Origin of the sequence: Amycolatopsis mongoliensis, from assembly GCF_030285665.1 — a bacterium.
GTDB classification, from domain to species: Bacteria; Actinomycetota; Actinomycetes; order Mycobacteriales; family Pseudonocardiaceae; genus Amycolatopsis; species Amycolatopsis mongoliensis.
On record NZ_CP127295.1, the window covers coordinates 8,340,445 to 8,362,368 of the forward strand.

General features: G+C 72.8%; 15 protein-coding genes and 1 riboswitch. Of the genes, 3 read left to right on the top strand and 12 right to left on the bottom strand.

What is annotated here, in order from left to right:
• Positions 1-11: 11 nt before the first annotated feature.
• From QRX60_RS40005 to QRX60_RS40035, 7 genes are all read right to left on the bottom strand, one after another.
• Positions 12-464 (bottom strand): DUF6292 family protein, encoded by a 453-nt coding sequence (locus QRX60_RS40005; protein ID WP_285996656.1) that lies wholly within the window; start codon positions 462-464, stop codon positions 12-14.
• 63 nt (positions 465-527) lie between these two features.
• Positions 528-1,229 (bottom strand): RraA family protein, encoded by a 702-nt coding sequence (locus QRX60_RS40010; protein WP_285996657.1) that lies wholly within the window; start codon positions 1,227-1,229, stop codon positions 528-530.
• Positions 1,230-1,238: 9 nt separating this feature from the next.
• A complete protein-coding gene (cutA, locus tag QRX60_RS40015; RefSeq protein ID WP_285996658.1) occupies positions 1,239-1,562 on the bottom strand; it encodes a divalent-cation tolerance protein CutA in 324 nt (107 codons plus the stop codon).
• A 242-nt stretch (positions 1,563-1,804) separates the two neighbouring features.
• Complete coding sequence (locus QRX60_RS40020) at positions 1,805-3,388, bottom strand: Hsp70 family protein (RefSeq protein WP_285996659.1); 1,584 nt, start codon at positions 3,386-3,388, stop codon at positions 1,805-1,807.
• A 1-nt stretch (position 3,389) separates the two neighbouring features.
• Entirely contained in the window at positions 3,390-4,631 is a 1,242-nt protein-coding gene (locus QRX60_RS40025) for a RodZ family helix-turn-helix domain-containing protein (RefSeq protein WP_285996660.1), read from the bottom strand.
• On the bottom strand, positions 4,628-6,103 hold the full coding sequence (locus tag QRX60_RS40030; protein ID WP_285996661.1) for a dynamin family protein: 1,476 nt from the start codon (positions 6,101-6,103) through the stop codon (positions 4,628-4,630). Before QRX60_RS40030 ends, QRX60_RS40025 begins: the two co-directional genes overlap by 4 nt.
• Positions 6,100-7,941, bottom strand: coding sequence for a dynamin family protein (locus QRX60_RS40035; protein ID WP_285996662.1), 1,842 nt, complete (start codon positions 7,939-7,941; stop codon positions 6,100-6,102). The genes QRX60_RS40030 and QRX60_RS40035 overlap by 4 nt, the downstream gene beginning before the upstream one ends.
• Before the next feature lie 68 nt (positions 7,942-8,009).
• On the opposite strand from QRX60_RS40035, the gene QRX60_RS40040 reads away from it, so the two are divergent.
• Complete coding sequence (locus QRX60_RS40040; RefSeq protein WP_285996663.1) at positions 8,010-9,236, top strand: hypothetical protein; 1,227 nt, start codon at positions 8,010-8,012, stop codon at positions 9,234-9,236.
• Between the two features lie 139 nt (positions 9,237-9,375).
• Here the strand turns inward: QRX60_RS40040 and QRX60_RS40045 are convergent, their stop codons facing one another.
• The 3 genes from QRX60_RS40045 to QRX60_RS40055 form a co-directional block, all read right to left on the bottom strand.
• Positions 9,376-11,946: a helix-turn-helix transcriptional regulator gene (locus tag QRX60_RS40045; RefSeq protein WP_285996664.1), complete on the bottom strand. Its 2,571-nt coding sequence runs from the start codon at positions 11,944-11,946 to the stop codon at positions 9,376-9,378.
• A gap of 204 nt (positions 11,947-12,150) precedes the next feature.
• Positions 12,151-12,756, bottom strand: coding sequence for a hypothetical protein (locus QRX60_RS40050; RefSeq protein ID WP_285996665.1), 606 nt, complete (start codon positions 12,754-12,756; stop codon positions 12,151-12,153).
• Positions 12,757-12,760: 4 nt separating this feature from the next.
• A complete protein-coding gene (locus QRX60_RS40055) occupies positions 12,761-13,192 on the bottom strand; it encodes an LppU/SCO3897 family protein (RefSeq protein WP_285996666.1) in 432 nt (143 codons plus the stop codon).
• Positions 13,193-13,334: 142 nt separating this feature from the next.
• Here QRX60_RS40055 and QRX60_RS40060 point away from each other — a divergent pair, with 142 nt between their 5' ends.
• Entirely contained in the window at positions 13,335-14,741 is a 1,407-nt protein-coding gene (locus QRX60_RS40060) for a PI-PLC domain-containing protein (protein WP_285996667.1), read from the top strand.
• Between the two features lie 67 nt (positions 14,742-14,808).
• Here the strand turns inward: QRX60_RS40060 and QRX60_RS40065 are convergent, their stop codons facing one another.
• Positions 14,809-16,692 carry a hypothetical protein gene (locus QRX60_RS40065; protein ID WP_285996668.1) on the bottom strand — a complete coding sequence of 628 codons (1,884 nt, stop codon included), beginning with the start codon at positions 16,690-16,692 and terminating at the stop codon, positions 14,809-14,811.
• Between the two features lie 199 nt (positions 16,693-16,891).
• Here QRX60_RS40065 and QRX60_RS40070 point away from each other — a divergent pair, with 199 nt between their 5' ends.
• Positions 16,892-18,049 carry an FAD-dependent monooxygenase gene (locus QRX60_RS40070; protein WP_285996669.1) on the top strand — a complete coding sequence of 386 codons (1,158 nt, stop codon included), beginning with the start codon at positions 16,892-16,894 and terminating at the stop codon, positions 18,047-18,049.
• On the opposite strand, the gene metH is transcribed toward QRX60_RS40070, so the two are convergent.
• The gene (gene metH / locus QRX60_RS40075; protein WP_285996670.1) at positions 18,031-21,684 is read right to left on the bottom strand and encodes a methionine synthase; all 3,654 of its coding nucleotides are present in this window, start codon (positions 21,682-21,684) and stop codon (positions 18,031-18,033) included. The genes QRX60_RS40070 and metH overlap by 19 nt on opposite strands.
• A gap of 14 nt (positions 21,685-21,698) precedes the next feature.
• A riboswitch (S-adenosyl-L-homocysteine riboswitch) is annotated at positions 21,699-21,777 on the bottom strand.
• Positions 21,778-21,924: the final 147 nt, after the last annotated feature.

Here is a 21,924-nt window from a genome sequence, read left to right on the forward strand (position 1 = left end):
CCCCGCGCGCGTCACCACGCGGGCGAGCTCGCCCGCAGCAGTCCCTCGGGGCCGGTGACCGGCAGCCGGTCGACGAGATCTTCGTGGTGGCCGGGTGCCCGGAACACCGGCGGCCGCGCCGGCCCGGCGACCGGAAGCCGGTCGACGAACCGCGCGACGGCCGGCGGTGGCGGCAGGACTTCGGCCCCGCCGAGGTAGGCGAGCACCTGCGGCGCGCCGCCGCCCGCGGGCTCGGTCACCGCCGACCAGCCGTGCACCTCGTCCCAGATCAGCGCCAGGTCGAGGCCCGGCCGATCCGGGAGCTCACGCTCGATCGCGACGTAGCCGGAGGTGGGCACGTGGAGGTCGAGCGAACACGATTCGAACCCGACGCCGACGGCGCGGGCGACCCGGCCGAGGTAGGCCCGCAGGCCGCGGGCGAAGTGGTATTCGATGTCCCTGCCGAAGCCGATCAGGGTGTTCATGCTGGCCTCCCACGCCCCCGTGGCGCCCGGATACCCCCGCCGACGGAAGATCACACGTTCGGGTCACTCCTCGATGGCGCCGCCGACCGCCCGCAGGTGCACGCGGAAGGTCAGCCCCGGATCGGCTTCCCGCGCGGCGAGGAAGTCGGCGAAGCGGACCTGGTCCCGCAGCGGCTCGCCGGCCCGGATCCGCTCGGCCTGGCGGCGTTCGGTGTCGCGGATGCCCTCGGCGAGGGTGAACAGCTCGTCCGCGCGATCCAGCGGGAGGAAGACGACGCCGTCGTCGTCGCCGGCGACCAGGTCCGACGGCCCGATCCGCCACGTGCCGACGACGGCTTCGGCGAGCCCGCCCTCGATGCGCGGGCCGAGGCTCAGCGGACCGGTGGGGATCGAGCCGAGGCTGAACACCGGCAGGCCGATCGCGCGGATGTCGGCGGTGTCGCGGTGCAGGCCCCAGATCACGACCCCGGCGAGCCCGGCCGCGCGCGCTTCGAGGACGACGAGGTCGCCGACGCAGCTTTCGTCGAGGCGGCCACCGTTGTCGACCACCAGCACCCCGCCGGCGACGGCGTGCTCGAAGGCCTCCAGGAAGACGTCGACGCTGCCGACGTGCCGCGCCGGGACCGCCGGCCCGAGCACGCGGGCGCCGGGCACCACCGCGCGCGTCGGCGCCGGGGCGCAGCGCACCGGGAGGCCGGCGCGGATGCACGCGTCCGCGAGGTGGGCGGTGGTGAGGGTTTCGAAGCGCTGAACGAGGTCTTCCATGCTCCGAATCTAGCCAGCGGATTCGGCCGTCAGCCAGGCCAGGTAGTCGGCGCTGCCGCCTTCGATCGGCGTCGCGATCACCTCGGGCAGGTCGTAGCCGTGCAGCTGCCGGAGCCGCTCGGTCAGCGCGGCCACCCGGCCGGCGGTCGTCTTGATCTCGACGCGCCACTCCCGGTCGGTCCGCACCTCGCCCTCCCAGCGGTACACGCTGGTCACCGGCCCGACGACCTGCGCGCAGGCGCCCAGCCGCTCCTCGATCGCCTTCGCGGCCAGCTCCCGGGCCGCGGTCTCGGAGTCGGTCGTGGACGTCACGATCACGTGCTCTGCCGCCATGCCGCGAGGTTACCGCCGGCGCAGGCGGTGCATCGCGAGCGCGCCGGCAGCGCGCTGCCCGCGATCAGTGTCCGCGGCGGGACACGCTCCGATTGCGCCGGATCGGCCCCTCGGTGGCAACCGGGCCCGACGGTGGCCGGGCCGGCCCCCGAACCGCACGCGCCGACCCGGCCCCCTCGCCCGGCGGCCTCGCCCCGGGCCGGCCGCCGCGGATCCCCTTGCGCCGCCGGGAACCTCCCCCGCTACGGCGTGGGCTTCGCGCTCGTCGTGGTCGTCGGCGTGGTGGTCGTCGTCGGAGTGGTCGTCCGCGTCGGCGTCGTCGTCCGGGGCGGGGTCTTGCGCCGGGTCGTCACCGGTGGGTTCGTGTGCGGGGCCGCCACCGTCACGTGCGTCGTCGCCGGGGTCTCCGGGGACGGCACCGTCACCAGCGTAGGTGTCTCGGTCGCCGAACTCGTCGCCGGTGGTGTGCCGCCCGCCGGGCTGCCACCCGAGCTGCTCACCGCGACCGCCACGCCGCCGATCGCCACCACCGCGACCGCGCACAGCCCCACGACGACCCCGCGGCGCGAGGCCCGCCGGCCCGGGCTCGCGTCGGTCTTGACGCGGCCCAGCGACGGCGGCGGTGCGCCCGCGCCGAACCCGGGCGTCGCCAGCTCGCGCGTCTCCTCGCGCGGCGCCGGCACGCGCGGGACCGGAGGCTGCGGGACCGGGGGCGGCGGCACGGGCCGGATCGCCGGCTGGGAGCGCGTCGCCTGGACCAGACCGGACCGGCCCGAGGCCAGCGCCGCGGCGCCGAGCGCGACCCCGTACTTCGGGTGGATGTCGACCGCCGTCGGGCGGCCCAGCTCGGCCGAGACGAGCTGGGACACCAGCGGGATCCGCGACGAGCCGCCGACCAGCAGCACCGCCCCGAGGTCGGCCGGCCGCAGGGTGGCCGAGCGCAGCGCGCGGTGCAGCGAACCGATCGTCGCGGTGATCGACGGGCGGATCATCTCCTCGAACTCGCCGCGGGTCAGCCGCACCTCCGTCTGCACCGACGGCAGCAGCACCGGGATCGCCGTCTCGGTGTCGGCCGACAACGCCTCCTTCGCCAGCACGCACTCCTGGCGCAGCCGCACGACCGCGGCCACCGCACCCGCGTCGTCCGGGTCGATCTGCGACAGCTTCCCGTCGAGCGCCCGGTCGACGTGCCCGAACACGGCCTCGTCGAAGTCGACCCCGCCGAGGCCCTCGATGCCCTCCGGAGTACCGAGGATCTCGAAGCCGCTGCCGCGCTTGCGCAGCACGGTCGCGTCGAACGTGCCGCCGCCGAGGTCGTACACCGCGACGACGGCGCCGTCGTCCAGCCGCTCCTGGGCCGCGTAGTGCGCCGCCGCCGCTTCGGGCTCGGTGATCAGGCCGACGTGGTCGATCCCGGTCAGCCGCGGCACCTGCTCGAACAACTCGCGCTTGTACGGCCCCCAGTTCGCCGGGTGCGTCAGCGTGATCCGGTCGGGACGGCCGCCCTGCTGCCCGGCGACCGTCCGCACCACGTACCCGAGCAGGTGCGCCATCAGCGATGCCACCGAATGCGGTGCGCCGCCGAGCAGCACCGGCGTCGGGTCGCCGAGACGCCGCTTGAACTCGCGCGCCACGCGGTCCGGTTCGACGGCCGCGCGCCGGCTCGCCGCGTCCCCGACCAGCACGCTGCCGTCGGCCCGCAGCAGCACCACCGACGGGATGGCCGCCGTGCGGTCGCCCAGCGACACCATTTCGACGTGGCCGGCGCTGTCGACGGCGGCAGCCGTGAAGGTCGTGCCGAGGTCGATGCCCAGTCCGTAGCCCATGTCAGCCTCCGCCGCCGGTGTGCACGTGGTCAAAAGTCGGGTGCTCGTCCGGAACCTGCTCCGGTTCCCCGAGGTGGTCTTCGTGCCCCGGCGGACCGGGTGGCTCCACCGGGGGCAGGTCGTGCGGCTCCGGCGGCGGGTCGTCCGGCGGCGGGCCCGCGGCCGGTACGGGGTCCGGCTCCGGCCGGTGGCCGGGCTCCGGCTCGGGGTGCCGCGGCGGCTCGAACGGGTGTTCCTTCTCCGCGGGGTGCGGCCGGGTGCCCGTGACCTCACCGGCGTCGTGGTGGGCCGGCTCGCGGTCGGTGGCGAAACTGTGCTTCACCACCGGGTGCTCGGCGAGCGAGTTCGACGCCGCCAGCGTCGTCGTCTCGACCGCGATCGGCAGCGGCGCCGGAGCGTCCACTGTGGACGGCTGACGGCTGAACGTCACGACCGGCGGCGACGCCGGACCGGGCATCGAGGGCGCCGGGGCCGTGACCGACGCGGTCACCGTGGCCCCGCGGCCCTTGTCGGCGATCACCTCGGTCTGGTGGATGGTCGGCCCGGCCGGCTCGCCGAAGGGGTCCTCGGCCGTGGCCTGCTCGTCCACGCCGACCTCGACGTCGATCCCCGGCGGGCCGGCCTCGGCCTCGTCGAGGACGACCGTCTCCTCCTGGAACACCTCGATGTCGCCGTGCCCCGGTGCGTCGGGTGTGAGTTCGTAGGTCAGCGAACCCTCGTGCTCGACGGTGATCGTGCCGTCCGCGTTTTCGTGGATCACGATGTCGGCGTCCTGGACGACGTCGATGTCCGTGTCGCCCGGTGTCCCGTCGCCGGGCACGACGAGGTGCTGGTGGTCGACATACACCTCGTCGTGGCCGTGGTTGTGCACCACGAACCGCTCGGTCGCGTCGATGACGAAGTTGCCGAACTCGTCTTCCCGGACGTCGATCTGCTCGAACTCCTCGACGGTCGGCAGGTCCTCCAGCGGCGCGCCGTCGGTGGTCTCCGGGTGCCACACCGTGCCGGTCCGCGCCTCGACGGAACCGTCCTCGCCCCGGGTGACGGTGCTGGTCTCGACGTGGGGCACGTACTCGTGGGCGGGAGCGTCGTGCGGGGTCTCCGCGGCGGCCGGTTCCGGCCGGGGCGGGGGCGCCGACGCGCCGGGCGATCCCGGCGTGAGCAGGTTGCCGGCCACCTCCGACGCGACGGCGCCGGCGACGGCCGTGGCCGCGCGCTTGATCTTCTTCGGCAGCTCGTTCACGACAAGACCTCCGCCCTGGCTTCGCTGAGCAGGATTCCTTCGCAGGTGCGCACCAGTACGCGGGCCGCGTCGCGGACGTCGCGCGGGGACGCGGGGTGCTCGGCGCGCCGCTGCCACCTCAGCAGCTGCGCGCCGAGCGCCTGCCGGATCGCGGCGCGGCCCGCGTTCCCCGGCAGGTTCAGCCGGCTCGGCACGTCCACCCCGGCCGCGCCGAGCAGCCGTTCCGCGTCGCGGGCCTCGTCGGAGGTGAAGAGCACGACGCCGAGCCGGATCGAGTCGATCAGCTGGATCTCGGCGAACTCGTGCGCGCCCGCGACGATCCGCTCCCATTCGTGCAGCAGCCCGCCCGTGCGGTCCGGGTAGGCGCGCAACACCAGTTCCGCCGCCTGCAGCGCCGAACGCGCCTTCAGCACGTCGGCTCGCGCGGCGAACTGGGTGGTCAGCAGGGACCGCAGCCGGTGCAGGCCGCTGCGGGCCAGCAGCTCGCCCGACAGCGCCCGCGCGCCGGTCACCAGGCCGCCGCGGGTCAGTTCGACGGCCAGCCGGACGCCGAACAGGCCGTAGCGCGCCAGGAGCTCGGCGCGTTCGGCCGCCGGGACGTCCGCTTCGGACTCCGCGCGGACGAGCCGGTCGGCCGACGTCAGCAGCCGCGCCACCTCGGCCTCCGGCGCGGCGGCCAGCAGCCGGAACGCGCGGTACTCGGACTCCTTCAGCGACGCGGCGGAGCTGGCCAGCAGGCCGGCCACCGGGACCACGGTCTGGCAGAGCCCGCGGACGCGGGAGTCGCGGGCGTAGCGGTCGGCGATCTTCGCCGCCGAGTCGAGCGCGTCGGTCCGCGCGTGCCCGACCTCGTCGGCCCGCGACAGCACGCCGATCGTGTTCACCGGGCGCCGCTGCGCCGGGTCGTCGTGGAAGGCGTCGAGGAACCGGACGTCGTCGCCGTGGACGTGGCGCATCAGGTAGACCACGGCGTCCGCGGTGCCGACGCCGTCGCCCTCGGGGACCAGCGCCACCTCGGTGCGTTCGGAGACCGCCGAGCGCGCCGAGCCCAGCCCGGGCGTGTCGATCAGCGTCATCGCCCGCAGTGCCGGCGACGGCCAGTCGACGACGAGCCGGTCGACGTCGTCGGGCGCCACGCCGAGCTCGAGGCCGAGCGTGCCGGACAGGCGCCCGAACGGCAGCTGGCGCGGCATCCCGCGGACCGGGTGCAGCATGATCCGGTAGGTCGGGCCGTTGCGGTACCAGGTGACGACGCGGGTGCACTCCCCCGCGTCCGTCGCCGCCAGCTCCTGGCCGACGAGCGCGTTGAGCAGGGTGGACTTGCCGGCCTTGACGCGCCCGGCGATGGCGACGCGCAGCGGTTCGGCCAGCCGGGCGGCGATCTGCCGCAGCTGCGGCTCGGCCGGCGTGCCGGCGTACCCGGCGCACGCGCGGGCGACGAACCCGCGGACCTGGACGTAGAGCGGGGTCATCGCGTCACCGCCGGGACGGGCTTGGGCGCACTGCGCAGGGTGAGTTCGTCGGCGCGGCGGCCGAGCACTTCGAGGGCTTCGATGTCGGCTTCGAGGCGTTTGAGCTCGGCCGCTGCGGTGTCGTCCTCGACGACCGCCTTCTTCGCGTTCGCCAGTGCTTCGGTGAGGGACCGCTGCAGTTCTTCGACGCGCGCGCTGTAGGCGTCGCGGAGTTCCCTTTGGACGGTCCGCATCGCGTCGCGGGAGTCCTTGCCGACCTGGAGGTTGAATTCGTCGACGAACCGACGCACAGCGGTCTTGGCCAGGCCGCGGCGCTTTTCCAGCTGCCGCTTGCGTTCGTCGAGGAAACCGGAGCGGCCCATGAGCAGGCCGGCGGCGACGCCGAACGGCGTGGGGATGGCCAGCGCGGCCATCTTCGTGAGCATGGAGAACATCAGGAAGCCGCTGTAGGCCTTCTGGAACGCGGCCATCCCGGTGGTGCCGCGGGTCTTGACGCCGGTGAACGACGAGTCGATGTCGATCTCCTCGACGACCTGGACCGGCGCCTGCACCTCGCGCGGCAGCACGGCCTGGGACTCGGCGAGCTCGAAGTGCTCGGCGACGCGGGACGCGAGACCGCGGGCCTGCTTGACGAAGGTCGCGTAGTTCTCGAGCGTCTCGTTCGCGAGGCGCTGGCGCAGCCACTTCTCGAACTCGGCCCAGTTCTTGGCCGGGTCGCCCTCTTCGATGGCCTCTTCGGCCTCGTGCAGCACACCGCGGGAGCGGGCGCGCAGGTCGTAGTCCACATCGGACGAAATGTCGGCGAAGCCGTCGAAGAGCAGCTGCTGCCACTTCGCGGACTGGCTGCGCAGCGCGTCGACGCGGTCGTTGACCCGGTTCAGTTCCGCGACGAGCGCGGCGGACTGCTCGGGGTGGGCGAGCGCGGTGCGGCGGGCGCGCAGGGCGGCGTGCAGCTGGCCGACCGCGGACCCGACGTGCAGGCCGACGGCGTTGAGCGCGGATCGTTCGGCGTCGCCGACCACCCCCTGCAGCCGCTTGACCAGCTGCGGGAAGCCGGATTCGACGTTCATCTGCTGGTCGGCCGAGCGGGCGGCGACGGTGCGCAGCTCCGAGGAGACGGCGACGGTGTCGATGGCGATCCCGCAGGCTTCGAGGTGTCCGGCGTTGAGCTCGAGGATCCGCCGCCACTGCGGGTAGAGGTCGGTCTTGGTGAGGACGAAGAAGACCGTCGGGCAGAGTTCCTTCACCGTCCGGAGGAACCGCAGTTCGGCGGCGGTGAGTTCCTGCGAGGCGTCGGAGAGGAAGAGGACGGCGTGCGCCCGCGGCAGCGAGCTGACGGTGACGGCGTTGTGCAGCGAACCGAGCCCGCCGACGCCCGGGGTGTCGACCAGCACCAGCCCGCCGGAGAGCAGCTGGCGGCTGATCGACGCGGTGACGGATCTCAGCTTGCGGAGGTTGCCGGGGTTCCCGGCTTCACTCACGTGGGACGGAAGATCTTCGAGGGAGATCCGCTCGGTCCACGGCGGCGACGACGGGTCGGCCGGCTCGTAGGTCGCCAGGGCCCCGGACTCCGGCGCGTAACGGACGACGGTCGGCACCGCGGTCGCGATGTCGTCGTCGACCGGGCAGATCTTGGCGGTCAGCAGGGCGTTGATCAGAGAACTCTTGCCCTGCTTGAACTCCCCGACGACGTAGACGGTGACGTCGGGCTCGGACAGCAGGCGCCGGGCGTCGGTGAGGCGCTGGACGAGATCGTCCCGCCCGTAGGCCTTCGCTCCCTTGACGGCGAGGTCGAGGGTGTCGAGGGCGATGTGCCCCCCGCCGCTCGGCTCCTGCATGACCGCTCCTCGGTGCTTTCTTGCCTCAGTGCTTTCTTGCTTGGTTTCCCGCTGACGCCGGCTCAGTAGTGGTCGACGTCGTGGTGGTGGTCGGCGTGGTGATCCTGGTAGTGCTCGCCGCTGTGGTGGTGCTCGTGCTCGTGTTCGTGGCGCTCGTGGCCGTGGTGCTCGGTGGACGCCTGCTCGTTGAACTGGTTGCCGCCGTGGTGGCCCGAGCCCTGCTCGTTCTGGAAGATGTTGCCGTGGCCGCCCGTGGAGGCCTGCTCGTTGAACTGGTTCCCGCCGTGGCCACCGGAACCCTGCTCGTTCTGGAAGATGCTCCCGTGACCGCCGGTCGAAGCCTGCTCGTTGAACTGGTTCCCGCCGTGGCCACCGGAACCCTGCTCGTTCTGGAAGATGCTCCCGTGACCGCCGGTCGAAGCCTGCTCGTTGAACTGGCTGCCACCGTGACCACCGGAACCCTGCTCGTTCTGGAAGATGCTCCCGTGACCGCCGGTCGAAGCCTGCTCGTTGAACTGGTTCCCGCCGTGACCACCGGAACCCTGCTCGTTCTGGAAGATGCTCCCGTGACCGCCCGTGGAGGCCTGCTCGTTGAACTGGCTGCCACCGTGACCACCGGAACCCTGCTCGTTCTGGAACACGTCACCGTGGTGGCCGGCCGACGCCTGCTCGTTGAACTGGTTGCCGCCGCGGCCGGAGCCTTGCTCGTTCTGGAAGATGTCGCCGCGCCCGCCCGTCGAGGCCTGCTCGTTGAACTGGCTGCCACCGTGACCGCCCGAGCCCTGCTCGTTCTGGAAGATGTCGCCGCGCCCGCCCGTCGAGGCCTGCTCGTTGAACTGGCTGCCACCGTGACCGCCCGAGCCCTGCTCGTTCTGGAAGATGTCGCCGCGCCCGCCCGTCGAGGCCTGCTCGTTGAACTGGCTGCCACCGTGACCGCCCGAGCCCTGCTCGTTCTGGAAGATGTCGCCGCGCCCGCCCGTCGAGGCCTGCTCGTTGAACTGGTTCCCACCGTGACCGCCGGAACCCTGCTCGTTCTGGAAGATGTCCCCACGACCACCCGACGAAGCCTGCTCGTTGAACTGGTTCCCACCGGAACCACCAGAACCCTGCTCGTTCTGGAAGATGTCCCCACGACCACCCGACGAAGCCTGCTCGTTGAACTGGTTCCCACCGGAACCACCAGAACCCTGCTCGTTCTGGAAAATGTTCCCCGAGCCCCCCGTGGAAGCCTGCTCGTTGAACTGGTCCCCGCCACGGCCGGAACCCTGTTCGTTCTGGAAAACGTCGCCCGATGAAGTCGTCATCGTGTGCACTCCTGACATTCGGATCGGTGAAGCCCGTGCCCCTCCGTTGTCATCCAGTGTTGGGCCGGCGGGCGCCCGGGTCATGAGTAGCGGACTACTCGGCTTGCCCACGGCCCCGGCCGCGGACTACCTATGGACCGTCGCCGGGACTACTCCCCGAGACGAGCGGGCCTACCACCGAAGCCAGTTCGCGCCGCCCGGAAATACCCAGCTTCGCGTAGACCCCGTGCAGCACGTTGTCGACCGTGCGCACCGAAACCACGAGCCGGTCCGCGACCGCGCGGCTCGTCAGGCCCGTCGCCACCAGGCGGGCGATCTCCAGCTCCCGGACCGTCAGGTCCAACGGCGTTTCCAGGGAAGCGAGCGCCGGCGTCGCGGCGTCCTCACAGGACGCCAGCCACCCGCGCGCCCGCTGGGCCGACATCGCCGCGCTGCCGTTCTTGCCCGCGAGGCGGTACTCCCGCGCTGCCTGGGCCGAGGCCTCCGCGGCCAGCAACCGCGCGCCCGCGTCGGCGAACGACGCAGCCACCGCGTCCAGCTCCGAAGCGTCCGAACCGGCCGCGGCGTGTGCCGAGTAGAGCTCCGCCATCCCGCCCACGGCCGGGATCTCGCCGGGCTCGCCCCCGAACCGGACCAGGTCGTGCCGGATCTCGGCGGCGACCGCGAGCCGGCCGTCTTCCGCGGCGGCCGACGCGGCGGACGCCGCCAGCTCCAGAGCCCGGGTCAGCTCGCCCCGGGCCGCCGCCACCCACGCGCCGTCCCAGTCGCCGAGCGGCTCCGCGGTGCGCCCGCTCATCGCCGTCGCCCGCACCAGCGCCGCGGCGACGGCGGGGCGGAACTCGTGCGGCTGGTCGTGCGCGTCCGCGGCCAGGGCCTCGCGCAGCCAGCGGATCGCGCCTCGGACGTTGCCGTAGGCCAGCGCGACCGTCCCGAGCGACGCCGCCGCGCCCGCGACCGCCGGGCCCCACCGGTCCCGGACGGCATCCCGGTAGTCGTCCCCGGCCCGGTCTTCGGCCTCCTCGAGCCGGCCCGCCCGGCACAGCGCGACGATCCGGGCGTGCTCCAGCCGGACCTGCGCACCGGGCGCGGACGCGTCCGAGATCCGGGCCGCGATCGCCAGTCCTTCGTCGACGACGCCGAGGCACGCTTCGGTGCGCCCGGTTTCGGCCAGCGCTCCGGCCGCGACCACCAGCGCCGCCAGCCGGAGGGCGTCGCCGCGGCGGTTGCGGTCCAGCACCGGCCCGAGCAGGTCCAAGGCCTCGCGCGCCGCACCCGACGCCGCCCGCAGGGCCGCCCGGGCGGTCGCCAGCTCGTCCGCGGCCAGGGCCCCGGACACCGCCGTCTCGGCGGTGTCGAGCACCGCCGCAGCCTCCTCGGGGCGGTCGAGACCGAACGCCAGGTTGCGGGCCCGGGTCGCGGCGACGCGGGCGTGCTGCGCGTCCGACACCGTTTCGCCCGCGAGCTCGGAAAGCAGCGAGTCGGCGTCGGCATGCCGGCCGCCGGCGATCCGGACCTGGGCGAGCAGGAACTTCGCGCCGAAACCGCCGCCCGTCCGGGCGGCCTCGGCCGCCAGCTGCTCGGCCTGCGGGAAGTCCTTGCGCAGCAACGTCTCCGCCGCGGCCCGGACCAGCTGCGGGTCGGTCGGAAGCCCGGCGGCCAGCCGCCACCGCACCAGCCTCGGCTTGTCCTCGGCGCGCCGCGCGCCGGTGAGGTCCAGGGTCTGCGCGAGGATCCGGTAGGTGTCGCGCTGGCGCAGCGGTGACGTCCGGCGCCGGATCACCTCGGCGTAGAGCGGGTGCGCAAGGCGGACGTTCAGCCGTCGCCCGGTCCGTTCGGACACGACCAGCCCGGCCTGCTCGGTCGAGGCGAGGACACGCGCGGCGCCGAGCCGCACCAGCGGTTCGACGCCCAGCGGCTCCCCGAAGGCGAGCAGTTCCAGCAGCCGCCGTTCGTCGGCGTCGACCCGGTCGGTGCGGGTTTCGATCAGCTCCACCAGCCGCGGGGTCGCCATGAGGGCACCGCTCCACCGCCACACGCCGTCTTCGGCCGAGAGCGAGCCGCTGTCGAGCCCGCCCTGCACCAGCTCGCGCAGGAACAGCGGGTTGCCGAGAGTCAGGTGCCACAGCCGGTGCTCCGCGCCGTCGTCGAGCCGCCCGCCCAGTGCCGCGGTGATCAGCTCGGTGGTCTGCGGCCGGGTGAGCTCGCCGATGTCGAGCCGCTCGGCGACGCGGTCCTTCCACATCGCGAACACCGGGTCGGGCACGCTCACGCCGTGCGGGGCGATCACGATCACGAACGCCGACGCGGTCGCGGCCAACTGGTGCACCAGCGTCGCGGACAGGTCGTCGAGCAGGTGCGCGTCGTCGACGCAGAGCACCAGCCGGCGGCCCTCCGCGCCGCGGGTGAGGTGGCCGGCGACCTGGTTGAGCCGGTGCGCGCGGTCCCCCGAGCCGTCGGCGCTGCCGGGCAGGAGGTGGGCGAACGCGCCGAACGGGATCGTCGAGGCCGACGACATCGCGCGCACCCAGTGCGTGCGCGCCCCACCGCCGGCCAGCTCGGCCAGCAGCACCTTGGCCAGCCGGGTCTTGCCGGCGCCGGCCCGCCCGGTCAGCAGCAGCCCGCACACCTCGGGATCGCCCAGCGCCCGGCGCGCGAACGCCAGCTCCTGTTCGCGGCCGACCAGCGGCCAGTCGTTCGCCACACCCACTGCCTCCCCAACCCCTCACGGGCTTTCCGGCGCCCGCGCACACTCGTTCCTCGGATAATGACTACGCCCGCCCCCGCCAAGTACAGAATCCGCGCAGCGATTTGGCATAAATCGACGAACGGCGCGGCAAATGCGACACAACGGACAGTCGATCTCCCCTTTCGTGAGTATTTTCCGCCCCTTGAAGGAATGCCGTGATCATCGGTTTTCCGGTGATTCTTTTTCCTGGGCGACCATCATTCCTATGACGCGCGGCAGCACCACCGCGTTCCAGCCGGCCATCGCGGCGACGAGCTCCGGCTCCGGCCCGCCCGTCCACACGCGCACCTGGCCCGCGCGCAGGTCGGTGCCGAGCACCCCGGACCACGGCACCTTCGGCGCGAACCACCGGCAGCGGCGCAACCCTTCGGCGTCCGCGGCGATCCGCGGGTGCCCGCCCCCGCCGAACCGGGCGGTGGCGCCCGCCGTGATGGCGTCGACCGCGGTGCGCGCGATCCGCGGGCACGCCGCCGACTCGACCAGCTCGACCAGCCGCCGCCAGGTCTCGCGCGCGTCCTCGAGCTCGCTGCCGCCGCGGAAGGCGTCGAACACGAACCGGCTCCGCACCGGGCCGCGGGCCAGGCCCAGTGCGTAGCTGGCCTGGTGCGGCCGGGCCGCCGCGTGGTAGGCGACCCGGTCCACTTCGGCCAGCCGGAAGATCCGGTCACCGATCACGATCACGTCGCCCGCAGCGGCGAGCGTGCGCCCGCCGCTGCGGACCCGGACCTCCCCGGAACCGGTGAACGAGAACTTCCCGCCCGCCATCGGGCTACTTGCCGGTCTTCGCCAGGCAGAGCACGACACCGGTCTCGCCCTCCTTGCCCTCCCAGAACACCTGGTCGGCGTCCGGGTACGGGGTGCACGCGCTGATCTGCGCCTCGATCTGCGTCTTGTCCTCGACGCGCGCGACGACCTTGAGCGTCGCCTCCGGCGTGCCGCAGTCGACGATCTTCACGTAGTTCTCGCCGCTTTCGGTGACGCAGTTGCCGACCTGCGCGTTCTCGCCGTTGGACCGGGTGGCCACCCAGACCAGCGCGAGGATCGCGGCGACGACGACCAGGAACACGGTGAGCACGATCTTCTGCCGCCGCTTCGACTTCTTCGGCGCGGCGGCGGGCGGCTGAGCCGGGCCGGGCACCCCGGCCTGCGGCGGCACGGGCCGGGTCGGGTCCGGGTACTGGGGTCCACCCGTCTGGGTCATGGCGTTTCCTCCCTCGAACGTCCAGCTGTCGCCTTCTAGGCGTTCCACCCGTGTTCCACGGCGTTCCACCTGGAATTCGGGACAGCGGCCGCTCCGGACGGCCAGGATGGGACGGCCCTGTCCCCGAAGTGAGGACCCGAGGATGACCCGACTGCCCGCACTGGCCGTCTCCGCTTTCACCACCGCCGCGCTGCTGACCGGCGGGACGGCGGAAGCCGCGAGCCCGCCGTTCACCGGCTCGGTCTTCCGCGCCACGCACAACAGCTATTCGGGCAACGTCGACGGCGCGAAGAACTCGATCGCCTACCAGCTCGACCACGGCGTCCGGTTCATCGAGCTCGACGTGCACGACAACGGCTACGCCACGACCCACGACTACGGCGTCGGCCACGACTCGCCCGGCAACGCCGTCGACCACAGCGGCGGCAACCCGGCGTCGAACAACCTGCGGGACTGGCTGGGCACCGTGAACACGTGGTCGGCGGCCCACCCGGCGGCCGCGCCGATCGTCGTCATGCTCGACCTCAAGGACAACCTGACCGACAACGCGAACTTCGCCGAGGGCAACCTCGTCGCCGTCAACCAGGAGCTGGAGTCGGTGTTCGGCAGCCGGCTGCTGCGCGCGCAGGACTACCCGGCCGGGCAGCCGACCGTCGACGCGCTGCGCGGGCGCGTGCTGCCGCTGCTGTCCGGCGACGGCACGAGCCGCAGCGAGTACAAGCGGGACGTCGGGTACCACCCGGCCGTCGCGCTGAACGGGCGCGGTCAGATCGTCGAGGTGCACGACTCGGGCGGCGGCGCGCTCTGGTACTGGACCGGCACGTACGGCGCCGACGGCCTCGTGACCTGGCTGCGGCACGGGAAGTACGACAACGGCCAGACCCCGGCCGTGGCGCTCAATGACAACGGCGACCTCGTCGAGGTCCACCAGTCCCAGGGCGCGAGCACGCTCTGGTACCACGTCGGCAAGCTCGGCGCCGACGGCGAGATCACCTGGCAGGCCAGCCACCAGTACGACAACGGCGTGCAGCCGACGGTCGCCTTCACCGACGGGACGCACCTGCGGGAGATCCACCAGAGCCAGAGCAGCAGCCAGAACTGGACGTGGAACGGCACGCTGTCGGGCACGACGGTCTCCTGGACCGGCAACGCCAAGACGTCCGACGCGCGGTTCGCCAAGGACACCGCCACCAACGGCACCCGGCGCGTGAAAGTGTGGACCGGCGCCGACGGCCCGACGCCGTCGAACACCCTGCGCGCGGACACCGCGAGCGTCACGGGTGACCGGATCCGCTACCGGCAGGTCGCGTTCGACGAGTTCCAGAAGGGCGACAGCGCGGAGCTGCAGCAGGGCGCGCTGTTCTACGGGGCACCCGCGACGGAGTCGGCGTTCATCACCTCGGCCCGCCAGTCGGGCAAGCTGGTCCGCGGCTGGGACTTCGACTCGGCGGGCGACGCGACGACGCCCCTGGCGAACTACCCGGCGACGAACCACCCGTACGACGCCTGGTACCAGACCCTGGCGACCCAGAACGGCGCGGCCGAGTAGCCCGGTCTGCCGCGGCTTGTCGTGAGTGTTCAGGGCGGTTAGAACCGCCCTAAACACTCACGACGGGTCAGGTGGGGTGGTAGGAGCAGCGGGTGCCGGTGCGGACGCCGTCGCGCAGGACGTCGCCGATCACCGCGTCCGCCGCGGCGATCCGGGTCAGCGCGCGGCGGATCGCCTTGCCCACCGCGATCCGGGCCTTCTCCTCCGCGCCCGCGAACTCGCGGACCCGGCCCGCAAGCCCGGCGGCGGCGGACAGCTCGCCCAGCAGCCAGTCCCGCTCGGTGCGCACCTTCTCCGCCCGGTCCGCGTCGTGGTTGGCCTCGTGCTCGTCGAGCTCGGCCTCGAGGTTCGCGAGCCAGCGCCGGTAGTGCGCGGTCGCCGCCTGGTCGAGCACCGGCTGGGCGGACGTCGCCTCGGCAACCACTCCGTGCGCCAGCTCGACGGCGGTCAGCTCGTGGCCCGGGTTGTCCAGCAGCGTGGCCAGGTAGCCCATGCCGACGCTGTGTTCGGCCAGCACGGACCGCCCGTCCAGGGCGAAGAGCCAGTGGCTGCCCTGGCGCCGGCACGTGACCCGCCGGTCCGCGACGGGGGCCGCGAAGTCGGGCAGCACCATCCCGAGCTGTTCGGCCTCGCGCGTCGCCGCGGCCAGCTCCCGCCCGGCCTCGGCCGAACCGGGGCCCAGCGCCTGCGCGAGCCGCGCGCGGGACAGCGCCGCGGCCGGCCAGTGCGCCAGCGCCAGGTTGTCGCGCACCGCCGCCTGGAAGTGCTCCGCGGCGCGCTCGGTCTCGCCCGCGGTCAGCATCGCCACGCCCAGCGCGTGCTGCACCGAGCCGAAGCAGGCGACGGCGAGGCTGGCCGTCATCGGCAGCCGCGCGAAGGGCGTCAGCAGCGCGTACGCGGCGAGCGCCGACTCGACGTCCGAGAGCAGGTACGCCGATTCGACGATGCCGTACATCGACACGAGCCAGCTGCTCGACCGCGGCAGCAGCGCCAGGTCCCGGCCGCGCAGCCGGGCCAGTGCCCCGGCGGCCTCGCGCTCGTCCCCGGCCGCCGCGGCGGCCACGGCCAGCCCGGCGATCAGCGCGTTGTCGACCGCGCTGAGCGTCGGCGAATGCACCGTCTCCCGCAGCACCGGCAGCAGTTCGGCGACGCGGCCCTGGTACCAGCGGACCGCGCCGAGCTGCGCGGTGTACCAGCCGATCGCGTCGGCATCCCCGGCCTGCTCACCGCGCAGCGCGCAAGCAGCGGCGCGGGATTCGGCTTCGTCGAAGCGCCCGGCGCGGATGCTGAGCATGACGTCGATCGCGTCGAGCACGAACCCGACCGCGAGGTGGTCACGTTCGGCTAGCAGGCCGCGCAGGTCGGCGAGCCCGTGCTGGGCGTGCGGGTCGCCGTCGAGGAAGAGATCGACCGTGCGCCAGAGCATGCCCATCAGCAGGTCGCTGCGCCGCCCGGTGCGGAAACCCTCGGTGATCAGCTCCTGCGCGAGCGCGCGCCGCTGGCCGCCGTGGTCGGGTCCGAGCAGGCAGTGGTGGGCCAGGCTCGCGGCCTCGGCCCAGGCGACCGGGTCGCCCGCGCGCTTGGCTTCTTCGAGCACGGCGAGGATCTCGTTGCTCTCCCCCGCCACGTAGTCGGCCTCGCCCGCGAGCCGGGCCTTGAGGCGCAGGGCCAGCGACGACCCCGGGTCGACCGCCGTGCGGGCACTGCGCAGCCGCGCCTGCAGCAACGCCGCCGCGGGCGCGCTCCGGTGTTCGTGCACCCACAGCCCGCCCATGCCCAGCGCGGCGCGCGCCATCCCCGCCCCGTCGCACTCGGCCTCCGCGGCCCGGTACGCCCGGTCGAACCACTCCCGGCCGGCGCGCAGGTCGCCATCGGCCTCGAGTGCGCGCTCCCCGTTGCGCAGCAGCTCGCCGAGCGCGGTGGCCGCCGGTCGCGTTTCGCTGTCCAGCATCGCCGCCCCCTCTCCCCCGGCAAATGGTGCCCGGGCGACCGGCCGGGGTCAACGTGCGAAAACCGGCGGGAAGTCCCTGGTGACGGCCGGGAATTTTCCGCCGTCACGGTCCGCGCGCGGTCCATTCGCGACAGTCGCTGACGGCCGTCGTCAGCGCTTCGCCAGGGACCGGTAAGCGGGCGCGGCGAAGCTCTGCGGCATGACCAAGCCGAACGTCCTCATCGCCGGCGCCGGCATCGCCGGCCCCGCTCTCGCCCTGTGGCTGACCCGCTACGGCTACTCCGTCACCGTCGTCGAACGCGCCCCGTCGGTGCGCCCGGGCGGTCAGGCCGTCGACTTCAAGGGCGCCACCCACCGGACCGTGCTGGCGCGCATGGGCATCCTCGACGACGTCGTGGCGCGGCAGACCGGCGGCACCGACCAGACGATCATCGACGCCGGAGGACGGCCGCAGGCGGTCATCCCCGGCGAGTTCACCGGCGGCGAGATCGAGATCCGCCGCGGCGACCTGGCCGGCATCCTGTACGAGCACACCGCCCCGCACTGCGAATACCTCTTCGGCGACACCATCACGGCGCTGACCGAGACGGCCGACGGCGTCGACGTCAGCTTCGCCAAGGCCGCGCCGCGCCGGTTCGACCTCGTCGTCGGCGCCGACGGCATCCACTCGACCGTCCGGCGGCTCGCCTTCGGCCCGGAAGCCGGCTACGTCACCTTCCTCGGCCACTACTACGCCCTGGCCGAGCTGGGCGAGCAGGTCGACGGCGGCGAAGCCGTGATGTACAACGAGCCGGGCCGGATGGCCGCGGTGGGCGGGCCGAAGGCGTCGGCGTTCTTCGTCTTCGCCTCACCGGAGCTGGACTACGACCGCACCGACACCGACACGCAGCGGAAGCTGGTGGCCGCCGCCTACCGCGACGCCGGCTGGCGGGTGCCCGAGCTGATCGAGAAGCTCCCCGGCGCCCGCGAGTTCTACCTGGACTCGCTCGCCCGCGTCACCGTCGACCACTACTCGCGCGGCCGGGTCGTCCTGCTCGGCGACGCCGCCTACGGGAACACCCTCGGCGGCTTCGGCACGGGCCTGGCGATCGTCGGCGCGTACGTGCTCGCCGGCGAGCTGCTGGCTGCGAACGGTGACCACCGCGCCGCCTTCGCCCGCTACGAGGACCAGTTCCGCGGCTACGCGAAGATCTCGCAGCGCGGCAGCGCGGGCCCGTTCCTCGCGCCACCGTCCCGGCTGCGGATCAAGCTGCGGGACCGGACGTTCAAGTCCCGCTTCCTGCTCGGCCTGATGCTCAAGGCGACGGACAAGTTCGCCACCGACATCGAGCTGAAGGACTACGCCTCGGGCTCGTAGGCCAGGTTCGGCCGCAACCACTGCTCGACCTCGGCCACCTCGACACCCTTGCGGTGCGCGTAGTCCTCGATCTGGTCGCGGGCGAGCCGCCCGACGGTGAAGTACTTCGAATCCGGGTGGGCGAAGATCAGCCCGGACACGCTCGCCGCCGGCGTCATGGCGTACGACTCGGTCAGGGCCATCCCCAGCTGGTCGGCCTCCAGCAGCTCGAACAGTTCGCGCTTCTGGCTGTGGTCCGGGCTGGCCGGGTAGCCCAGCGCCGGGCGGATGCCGCGGAACCGCTCCGCGTGCAGGTCCTCCAGCTTCGGGTCGGCGTCCGGCTCGAACCAGCCGCGGCGTGCCTTCAGGTGGATGTACTCGGCGAAGGCCTCGGCGAGGCGGTCGGCCAGCGCCTTGACCATGATCGCGCGGTAGTCGTCCTGCTCGGCCTCGTAGCGGGCGGCGAGGTCTTCCGCACCGTGGATCGCGACCGCGAACCCGCCGAGGTGGTCGCCGGCCGGCGCGATGTAGTCGGCCAGGCAGCGGTTCGCGCGGTTCTCCGGCTTCGACGTCTGCTGCCGCAGCATCGGGAAGCCGACGTGCGAGAACTCGCCGTCGAGCCGGATGTCGTCGCCCTCGCTGTGCGCCGGCCAGTACGCGTACGCGCCCTTCGCGGTGAAGCCGCCGTTCGCGATGATCTCGTCGAGCAGCGTGTTCGCGTCGTCGAACAGCTCGCGGGCGACCGGCTGGTCCAGGATCGCCGGGTACTTGCCCTTGAGCTCCCAGGCCAGGAACAGGAACTGCCAGTCGATCATCTCGCGCAGCTCGGTGATGCTCGGCTCCACGACGCGGACACCGGTGAACTCCGGGACCGGCAGCTCGTCGAACGGCACCTTCTCCGGGTTCGCCCGCGCCTGCTCGAGGCTGAGCATCGGCCGGCGCTGCTTGTTCGCGTGCTGCTCGCGCAGCACGTCCTGGTCGGCCCGGTTCTGCTCGGCCAGCACGATCGAGCGGTCCGGGTCGAGCAGGTCGGACACCACGCCGACCACGCGCGACGCGTCGAGCACGTGCACCGCCGCGTTGTCGTAGGCGGGCGCGATCTTGACCGCGGTGTGCTGCCGGGACGTCGTCGCGCCGCCGATCAGCAACGGGATCTTCAGGCCCCGGCGCTGCATCTCGGTGGCGACGTTGACCATCTCGTCGAGCGAGGGCGTGATCAGCCCGGACAGCCCGACCGCGTCGGCACCCTCGGTGACCGCGGTGTCGAGGATCTTCGCCGCCGGCACCATCACGCCGAGGTCGATCACCTCGTAGTTGTTGCAGCCCAGCACCACGCCGACGATGTTCTTGCCGATGTCGTGGACGTCGCCCTTGACCGTCGCGAGCACGACCTTGCCCTGGCCGTTGGACACCTCGGCGCGCCCCGCCAGCCGGGCCTCCTCCTTCTCGGCCTCCATGAACGGCTCGAGGTAGGCGACCGAGCGCTTCATCACGCGCGCGCTCTTCACCACCTGCGGCAGGAACATCTTGCCGGCGCCGAACAGGTCGCCGACGATCTTCATGCCGTCCATCAGCGGGCCTTCGATCACCTCGAGGGGCCGGGCCTTGACCTGGCGCGCCTCTTCGGTGTCCTCCTCGATGTAGTCGACGATGCCGTGCACGAGCGCGTGCGAGAGCCGTTCCTCGACCGTGCCTTCGCGCCACGAGAGGTCCACGACGCGCTTGGTGCCGCTGCCCTTGACGTTCTCGGCGAAGCTCACGAGCCGGTCGGTGGCGTCTTCGCGGCGGTCGAACAGCACGTCCTCGACCAGCTCGAGGAGGTCGGCCGGGATGTCCTGGTAGACCGCGAGCTGGCCGGCGTTGACGATGCCCATGTCGAGACCGACCTGCACGGCGTGGAAGAGGAACGCCGAGTGCATGGCCTCGCGCACGACGTCGTTGCCGCGGAAGGAGAACGAGAGGTTCGAGATGCCGCCGCTGGTCCGGGCGCCGGGACAGCGCTCCTTGATCCGGGGCAGCGCGTCGATGAACGCCTTCGCGTAGCCGTTGTGCTCGGAGATGCCGGTGGCGACGGCGAGGACGTTCGGGTCGAAGATGATGTCCTCGCCCGCGAACCCGGCTTGCTGCGTAAGCAGGTCGTAGGCGCGGCCGCAGATCTCGACCTTGCGGTCGGCGGTGTCGGCCTGGCCCTGCTCGTCGAAGGCCATCACGACGACGCCGGCGCCGTAGTTCCGGATGATGCGGGCCTGGGCGAGGAACGGCTCCTCGCCCTCCTTGAGGCTGATCGAGTTGACCACGCCCTTGCCCTGCAGGCAGCGCAGGCCGGCTTCGAGCACGGTCCACTTCGAGCTGTCGACCATCACCGGGATCCGGGCCACCTCGGGCTCGGTCGCGATGAGGTTGAGGAACGTCGTCATCGCCTGCTCGGACTCGAGCAGGTCCGCGTCCATGTTGACGTCGAGCAGGTTGGCCCCGCCGCGGACCTGCTCCAGCGCGACGTCGACGGCGCCCTGGTGGTCGCCGGACTCGATGAGCCGCCGGAACCGCTTGGAGCCGGTGACGTTGGTGCGCTCGCCGATCATCACGAAGCCGGTGTCGGCGCCGATGCCGAACGGCTCGAGCCCGCTGAACCGGGTGTGCGTGCGCGGCGCGGGCACCTCGCGGGGCGTGACCCCCTTCGCCGCGGCGGCGATCTTCGCGATGTGGGCCGGGCTCGTGCCGCAGCAGCCGCCGACCAGGTTGACCAGGCCGTCGCGGGCGAACCCGCCGATCAGCCCGGCGGTCTCCTCCGGCGTCTGGTCGTAACCGCCGAACGCGTTGGGCAGCCCGGCGTTCGGGTGGCAGGCGACGTAGGTGCCGGCGATCCGCGACAGCTCCTCGACGTGCGGGCGCATCTCCTCCGCGCCCAGCGAGCAGTTGACGCCGACGACCAGCGGTTTCGCGTGCTCGATCGAGCTCCAGAACGCCTCGACGGTCTGGCCCGAGAGCGTCCGGCCGCTCAGGTCGACGATGGTCACCGAGATCCACAGCGGCAGGTGCGGCGCGACGTCGCGGGCGGCGGCGATGGCCGCCTTGCAGTTGAGCGTGTCGAAGATCGTCTCGATCATCAGCAGGTCGACGCCGCCTTCGGCGAGCCCCGCGATCTGCTCGGCGTAGGCCGCCTTGACCTGCTCGAACGTCACCGCGCGGTAGGCCGGGTCCTCGACCTTGGGCGACAGGCTGAGCGTGACGTTCAGCGGGCCGATCGACCCGGCGACGAACTTCCCGCCCAGCTCGTCGGCCGCCTGGCGGGCGAGCTGCGCGCCGCGGACGTTCATCTCGTGGACGTGGTCCTGCAGCCCGTAGTCGGCCTGGCCGATGCTGGTCGCGGTGAAGGTGTTCGTCGTGGTGATGTCCGCGCCGGCCGAGAGGTACTGGCGGTGCACGTCGAGGATGACGTCCGGGCGCGTGAGGTTCAGCAGGTCGGGGTCACCGGTGACGTCGTGGGTGTGCTCGCCGAAGCGGCCGCCGCGGTAGTCGTCCGGGGTCAGCCCGGCGCCCTGCAGCATGGTGCCCCAGGCGCCGTCGAGCACCGCCACCCGCCGGCCGAGCAGCTCGCGCAGGCGCGCGGCGGCTTCGGTCTCGCTCGGGGTTTCTCGCGGGGTGATCGGGTTCACCGGCAGCCTCCCTCATCCGGGAGGCGCCCTTGATCGGTGGTTCCCGGTCGAGCGTGGCGGACCAGGCGGTCCGTTGCAGCGCCTCTCGACCTGTGGTCCACGGTACTGGAAACGGCCACGCGAACGCCATCCAGCCCCGCCGGTGCGTCCACTGGCTGGGACACCGTGAGTCCACAATGGATTGCTGGGTCCACCCTGCCTCCGCCTCGTGTTCGGTCCGCGCCCGTCCACCCTGACGCG